We start from the raw sequence: 7,521 nt of genomic DNA on the forward strand, positions 1-7,521 counted from the left end.
AGACAGCACGCGTGGACACCGATCAGTCCCTTATATGATTGCTCGGTACCGCGCTGGCCCCGGACGATACGCCCTTGTTATGGGCAGGGCCGGGTCCTAGCTCGACGCGAGAGGTGAATGCACTCGAATGGAAACTGCCCGTCGTTCCGCTCGTGGTAGCCGTCGCCGCAGGTCGGGCAGCCCGCTGTTCGGGCAGTTGCTGACCGCCGCCGTCGAATCCGCGGCCGCCGAGGTCGCCATCCGGTTCAATCCGTCGGGCCTGCCCGACGACGACCGTCAGCTCACCTACGGCCAGCTCGACGCCCAGTCGTCCCGGTTGGCCAGGGAACTGATCGAGCGCGGCGTCGGACCCGGCGATGTGGTCGCCATCGGCATCGCCCGCAGCCTGCAATCGGTCGTCGCCGTGTGGGCGATCGCGAAGACGGGCGCGGCGTTCGTCCCGGTGGATCCCGCCTACCCGACCGACCGGATCAACCACATCCTGTCCGACTCCGGAGCCAAGGTGGGGCTCACCACCTCGGCGCATCGCCCGGTGCTGGGCACCGGCGTCTATTGGATCGAGCTGGACGACCCGGTGCAGTCCGCGCGCATCGCGGCCCGCCCCGAGCACCCGATCTCCTACACCGACCGGGTGCGCCCGCTGGACGAGCGGCACCCGGCCTACGTCATCTACACCTCCGGTTCGACCGGACGGCCCAAGGGCGTCGTGGTCACCCACAGCGGTCTGGCCGGTCTGGTGGCCGCCGAGCGCGAACACTACGACGTCACCGCCGACTCGCGGGTGCTGCACGTGTGCTCGCCGAACTTCGACGTCTCGGTGCTGGAGCTGCTGCTCGCGTTCTCCGCGGGTGCGACGCTGGTGATCGCGCCGCCCTCGGTGTTCGGCGGCTACGAACTCGCGGATCTGCTTCGGCGCGAACGGGTCACGCACATGCTGATCACACCGGGCGCGCTGGAGTCGGTCGAGCCGACCGATCTGGACGACCTGCGGGTTGTGGTGGTGGCCGGCGACAAGTTCGGCCCGGAACTGCTCAACCGCTGGGCGGGCGAGCGCGAGTTCTACAACGGCTACGGCCCCACCGAGGCCACGATCCTGGCCACGAGCACCCCGCAGCTGGCCCCGGACGAGCTCATCACCATCGGCACCGCGATCCCGGGAGTCGGTGCGTTCGTACTGGATTCGCGGCTGCGGCCGGTGCCGGCCGGGGTGGTCGGCGAGCTGTACCTGTCCGGGCCCGCGCTGGCCCAGGGCTACCTCGGCCGCCCGGGTCTCACCGCGGAACGCTTCGTGGCCAGCCCGTTCGGCGCCGATACGGGTAACCCCGGCGTGCGGCTCTACCGCACCGGCGACCTGGTGCGCCGCGGCGAGGACGGCGGGGCCATCGAGTACCTGGGCCGCTCCGACTTCCAGGTCAAGATCCGTGGCTTCCGAATCGAATTGGGCGAGATCGACAACGCGCTCACCGCGCACCCGGACATCGACTACGCGGCGACGCTCGGCAAGACGCTGCCCTCCGGCGCGACCGCGCTGGTGTCCTACGTGCTGCCGCGGGCCGGAACCACCGTGGACACCGGGCAACTCGCCGAATTCCTCGGAGAATCCCTGGCCGCGTACATGATTCCGGCCGCCATCATGGTGCTCGACGAGATCCCGCTGACCCCGGTCGGCAAGCTGGACCGTGCGGCGCTGCCCGCACCCGTGTTCGCCGCCAAGGCTTTTCGCGCGCCGTCCACGCCGGTCGAGGAGATCGTCGCCGACGTGTTCGCCGCCTTGCTCATGGCCGGCGACGACGGCCGGGTGGGCGCGGACGACGACTTCTTCGAACTCGGTGGCAATTCGCTGCTCGCCGCCCAGGCCGCCGCCCGGATCGGGTCGGCGCTGAACGTGCGGGTGCCGGTGCAGCTGCTGTTCGAAGCGACCACCGTGGCCGCGCTCGCCGAACGGGTGGAGCGGCACGCGGGTTCGGCCGCCGGGCAGGCGCTGCACGCCCGCCCGCGCCCGGCGCGGGTGCCACTGTCCTATGCGCAGCAGCGGATGTGGTTCCTGAACCGGTTCGATCCGGCCAGCGCGGTCAACAATATTCCGGCCGCCGTACGACTTTCGGGCCGGCTCGATCTCGACGCGTTGCGCGCGGCCGTGCGTGACCTCGCGGAACGGCACGAGGTGCTGCGCACGCGGTACCCGGATGTCGACGGCGAGGGCTACCAGCAGGTGCTGCCGGCCGGCGACCCGCAGGCCGTCCCGGAATTCGTGGTCGAGCAGGCCACCGAGGACCGTCTGCCGGAACTGGTCGCCGCCGCGGTGACCGCGGGCTTCGACGTGACCGCCGCACCACCGGTGCGGGTGCGGGTGCTCGTCCTCGGCGAGACCGAGCACGTGCTGATCTGCGTGGTGCACCACATCGCGGGCGACGGCTTCTCGATGGCGCCGCTGACGCGCGACCTGATGGCCGCCTACCTGGACCGGATTCGCGGCGGCGCGCCGCAATGGCCCGCGCTCGAGGTGCAATACGCCGACTACGCGCTCTGGCAGCGCGAGATCCTCGGCGCCGAGGACGATCCGGAATCGGTGCTGGCCAAGCAGATCGCCTACTGGCGGACCGAATTGGCCGCGCTGCCCGAGCAGTTGGAGCTGCCCGCGGACCGGCCGCGTCCCGCGGTGGCGTCGAACCACGGCGCCACGCTCGCCTTCGAGATCGACGGTACGGTGCACGCCGCGCTGAGCCGCCTTGCGCACAGCCATAATTCGACGCTGTTCATGGTGGTGCACGCGGCATTGGCGGTGCTGCTGTCGCGCCTGTCCGGCACCAGGGACATCGCCGTCGGCACGCCGGTGGCCGGCCGCGGCGAGGCCGCGCTCGACGACCTGATCGGCATGTTCGTCAATACCCTTGTGCTGCGGACGGATATCGATTCCGGCGCGACCTTCGACGAGCTGTTGCGCGAGGTGCGCCGGATCGACGTCGAGGCGTTCGGGCACGCCGACGTGCCGTTCGAGCGGCTGGTGGAGCTGCTGGATCCGGCGCGTTCGGCGGCCCGGCATCCGCTGTTCCAGGTGATGCTGACCTTCCAGAACCTGGCGCGCACCGAGCTGGAGTTGCCCGGCCTTTCGGTCTCGGCGGTCGAGCTCGCGATGCCGCTCGCCAAGTTCGATCTGCAGCTCGCACTGGTCGAGCGAATCGACCGGCACGGTGCGCCGGAGGGCATGTCCGCGGCCTTCACCTACGCCACCGACCTGTTCGACGAGGCGACCGTGCAGGACTTCGCCGACCGCTTCGGCCGGATCCTGGCCGCGGTCGCGAGCGACGCCACGGTGACCGTCGGCGATATCGATGTGCTCGCCCCGGGCGAGCGCGAACTGGTGCTGCACGAATGGAACAGCCCCGGCGTCGCGGTGCCCGAGGTGACGCTGGTCGATCTCATCGGTGCGCAGGCCCGCCGGCGTGCGGACGCGGGCGCCATCCGCTTCGGCGACACCACGCTGACCTTCGGTGAATTGCAGCGCCGGGCCAACCGGGTCGCGCGGGCCCTGATCGCGCGCGGCGCGGGTCCGGAATCTCTGGTGGCCGTTGCCATTCCACGTACCGAGGAGCTGCCGGTCGCGCTGCTCGGCGTGCTCGTCGCCGGCGCGGGTTACCTGCCGATCGATACGACCTATCCCACGCAGCGCCTGGAATTCATGCTCGGCGACGCCGCTCCGGCGTGCATCCTGACCACCGCGAGCGAGCTGGAATCCATTCCCGCGGGCGATATCCCGGTCATCCTGCTGGAGGAGACCGGCGACTTCGCCGACGCGCCGGTGCGCGACGGCGAGCGGCTCGCGCCGCTGCGGCCGGACAACCTGGCCTACGTCATCTACACCTCGGGTTCGACGGGTGTGCCCAAGGGCGTCGGTGTCGCGCACCGCAATGTGGTGCAGCTGTTCGCGAACACGCAGATGATGTTCGAGTTCGACGAGACCGACGTCTGGACGCTGTTCCATTCGTTCGCCTTCGACTTCTCGGTCTGGGAGCTGTGGTGTGCGCTGGCCAACGGCGGCACCGTGGTCGTGGTCGACTACCTGACCTCCCGGTCGCCGGAACTGTTCCGCGAGTTGCTGATTCGCGAGCAGGTCACCGTGCTCAACCAGACTCCGTCGGCGTTCTACCAGCTCGCCGAGGCCGACCGCGCCGCGCAGCCGGGCGACCAGGCGAAGTTCGCGCTGCGCTACGTGGTGTTCGGCGGTGAGGCGCTGGACCTGCGCCAGTTGCAGCGCTGGTACGAGCGGCACGCGGTGGACGCGCCGTGGCTGGTCAACATGTACGGCATCACCGAGACGACGGTGCACGTGTCGTTCCTGTCGCTGGACGAGCAGATGGCCGACAACGCGGCCAGCGTCATCGGCCGCGCGCTGCCCGGCCTGGACGCGTACGTGCTCGACGATCGGACGCACCCGGCGCCGGTGGGCGTCGCGGGCGAGATCTATGTCGCGGGCGCGCAGCTGTCCCGCGGTTACCTCGGTCGTCCCGGGCTCGCCGCGAGCAGGTTCGTCGCGAACCCGTTCGGTACGCCGGGATCCCGGATGTACCGCACCGGCGATATCGGCCGCTGGGTCGGCTTCGGCGGCCAGGCGACGCTCGAGTACGCGGGCCGCGGCGACCAGCAGGTGCAGTTGCGCGGCTTCCGCATCGAGCTCGGCGAGATCGAGTCGGCGTTGCTGCGTTGCCCCGGCGTGAGCCAGGCGGTGGTGCTGGTGCGCGCGGACGAGCACGCGGGCGATCGGCTCATCGGCTACGTCGTGCCCGACACCGGCGCGCAGCTCGACCCGCTCGAATTGCGCGGCCAGGTAGGCGAATTCCTGACCGGTTACATGGTTCCGGACGCGCTGGTCGTGCTCGACGCGCTGCCGTTGACCCCCAACGGCAAGCTGGACCGGACGGCTTTGCCCGCACCGGAATTCGCGAGCACCGCCGCGTTCCGCGCGCCGAGTTCGCCGGTCGAGCAGGCGGTCGCCGAGGTGTTCGGCGGTCTGCTCGGCGCGCAGGAGATCGGCCTGGACGACGACTTCTTCGGGCTCGGCGGCAACTCGTTGCTCGCCACCAGGGTGGTCGCCCGGATCAACGAGGCGCTCGACGCGAATCTCGTTGTGCGGGAACTGTTCGAGTCGCCCACCGTGGCCGCGCTGGCCGCGCGGGTGGTGCCCGGCGCCGCCAAGGCCGCGGGCGCCCGCCCGCCGCTGGCCCGGGTGCAGCGCGGCGAACGCGTGCCGCTTTCGCTTGCCCAGCAACGGATGTGGGTGCTCAACCAGTTCGATCCGGACTCGCCCGCGTACAACATTCCGATGGCGATCCGGCTCAGCGGCGTGCTCGACGTGCCCGCGCTGCGCAACGCCGTCGCGGATGTGCTGGAGCGGCACGAGGCCCTGCGCACCCGTTACCCCGCGGACCCGTCGGGGGTGGCCTACCAGCAGATCGTCTCGGTCGGCGAGGCGTTGCCCGGTGGGCTCGAGGTTGTCGAGACCACCGATCCGATCGCCCGGATCACCGCGCTGCTGTCCGCCGGATTCGATGTGACCCAGCAGGTTCCGGTGCGCGCGCTGCTGCTCGCGGTCGGGCCGGACGAGCATCTGCTCGCGCTCGTCGTGCATCACATCTCGGCCGACGGCGCCTCGATCGCGCCGCTGGCCCGGGACATGGTGACCGCCTATCTCGCCAGGGTCGGCGGCAATTCACCGCGCTGGTCGCCGCTGGAGGTGCAGTACGCGGACTTCGCGCTGTGGCAGCGTGCCGTCGTCGGCACCGACGATGATCCGGAATCCATTGCGGCGCAGCAGTTGACCTACTGGCGCAGGCAGCTCGACGGGTTGACCGGTGAGCTGACCCTGCCGCTGGACCGGCCGCGTCCCGCCGTGCCCTCGATGCGCGGCGCCTCGACCGGTTTCGCGGTCTCGCCCGACGTGCACGCCGCGCTGGTCCGGATTGCGCGCGAACACAATTCGACGTTGTTCATGGTGGTGCACGCCGCGCTGGCGGTGCTGCTCGCCCGCCAGTCGAACAGCACCGATATCGCCATCGGCACGCCGATCGCGGGCCGTGGCGAGCGGGCGCTGGACGAGTTGGTCGGCATGTTCGTCAACACGCTCACGTTGCGCACCGCGGTCGAATCACGCTCGACCTTCGCCGAATTGGTGGATCGGGCCCGCGAGACCGACCTGGCGGCGTTCGCCAACGCCGATATCCCGTTCGAGCGCATCGTCGAGGTGGTCCTGCCCGGCCACGCGACCGTGTACAACCCGCTGTTCGGCGTCGTGCTGTCGTTCCAGAACAACGAGCAGCCGACGCTGGAGCTGCCGGGCCTGACCATCGCCGGGTTGGACAGCGGCGAGATCGCGGCGAAGTTCGACCTGCAGGTGAACGTCGATCCGCGGCACCGCCCGGACGGCTCGCCGGACGAGCTGATCACCGCGATCACCTATGCCACAGACCTTTTCGACGAGTCGACGGTGCAGGCGCTGTGCCGCAGGCTGGAACGGATCCTGACCGTGGTGGTCGCCGACCCGCAGGTGCGCGTCGGCGATATCGACCTGCTGGACGAGCAGGAGCGTGAGCGGGTGCGGACGGCGGCGGAGTCCTCGCCCGAGTTCCGGGCCGACGGCGCGCCCACCACCACCGGCACCGCGCTGACCCAGGCGCTGACCGCGGTGGTGGAGGACGATCCGGACGGTCCCGCGCTGGTCTCCGGTGAGGACGCGGTCTCCTACGAAGAACTCGACGCGCGGTCCTCGCGCCTGGCCCGGGTGCTGGCGGCTCGCGGCTGCGGCCCCGGCGACGGTGTCGCGGTCCGGCTCGACCGGGGCGTGGACGCGGTCGTCGCGACGTGGGCCGTGCTCAAGGCCGGGGCCGCAGTTGTTCCGGTGTCCTCGGTCGACGACCCGATGCCGGCACAGCTGGTCGTCAAGGTGGGCCTCACCGACGTCCGGGTGCACGAGTCGGGCGAGATCGATTGGCTCGTACTGAGCGATCGCGCGGTGGCCGCGCAGATCGCGGCCGAATCACCGCGGCCGGTGACCTACGCGCACCGCACCCGGGTGCTGCGTGGCTCGGACCCGGCCTTCGTCGGGGCGCGCACCGTCGGCTACGACGAGCTGGCCGCGGCGGTGGACCGGTTGCGCACCCGCACCGACCTGACCTTCGAGTCACGGACCTGCCGGCTCGGCGGGCCCGCCGAACTCGCGGTGCTCGAGGCGGTGGCCGCCGGTTCGTCCGGGGCTGCGATCGTGCTCACCCCGGCCGGCGCCGAGCCGACCGAGGCGCTCGCGGACGAGTGGGTCAGCCACCTGCTGACCGACTCCGCGGGCCTCGATACCCTTGACCCGGCGGCCCTGGAAGATCTGCGGGCCGTGGTGGTCGCCGACGGACCGATTCCGGGTGGTGCATGGTCGCAGGTGACCGTGGCCACTCTCGGCGATCTTCTGAATGTCGGGTAGCAGACCGACGGGTATGGGGTGCAAGCCCCAAAAAACATGACTATGGTCACTCAGAT

Annotated in this window: 1 protein-coding gene; it reads left to right on the plus strand. The window is 70.6% G+C overall.

From position 1 onward, the window contains the following. Positions 1 to 196: 196 nt before the first annotated feature. The gene (locus tag O3I_RS04140) at positions 197 to 7,465 is read left to right on the plus strand and encodes a non-ribosomal peptide synthetase (protein ID WP_014981638.1); all 7,269 of its coding nucleotides are present in this window, start codon (positions 197 to 199) and stop codon (positions 7,463 to 7,465) included. Positions 7,466 to 7,521: the final 56 nt, after the last annotated feature.

It is taken from the genome of Nocardia brasiliensis ATCC 700358 (genome assembly GCF_000250675.2).
GTDB lineage: Bacteria > Actinomycetota > Actinomycetes > Mycobacteriales > Mycobacteriaceae > Nocardia > Nocardia brasiliensis_B.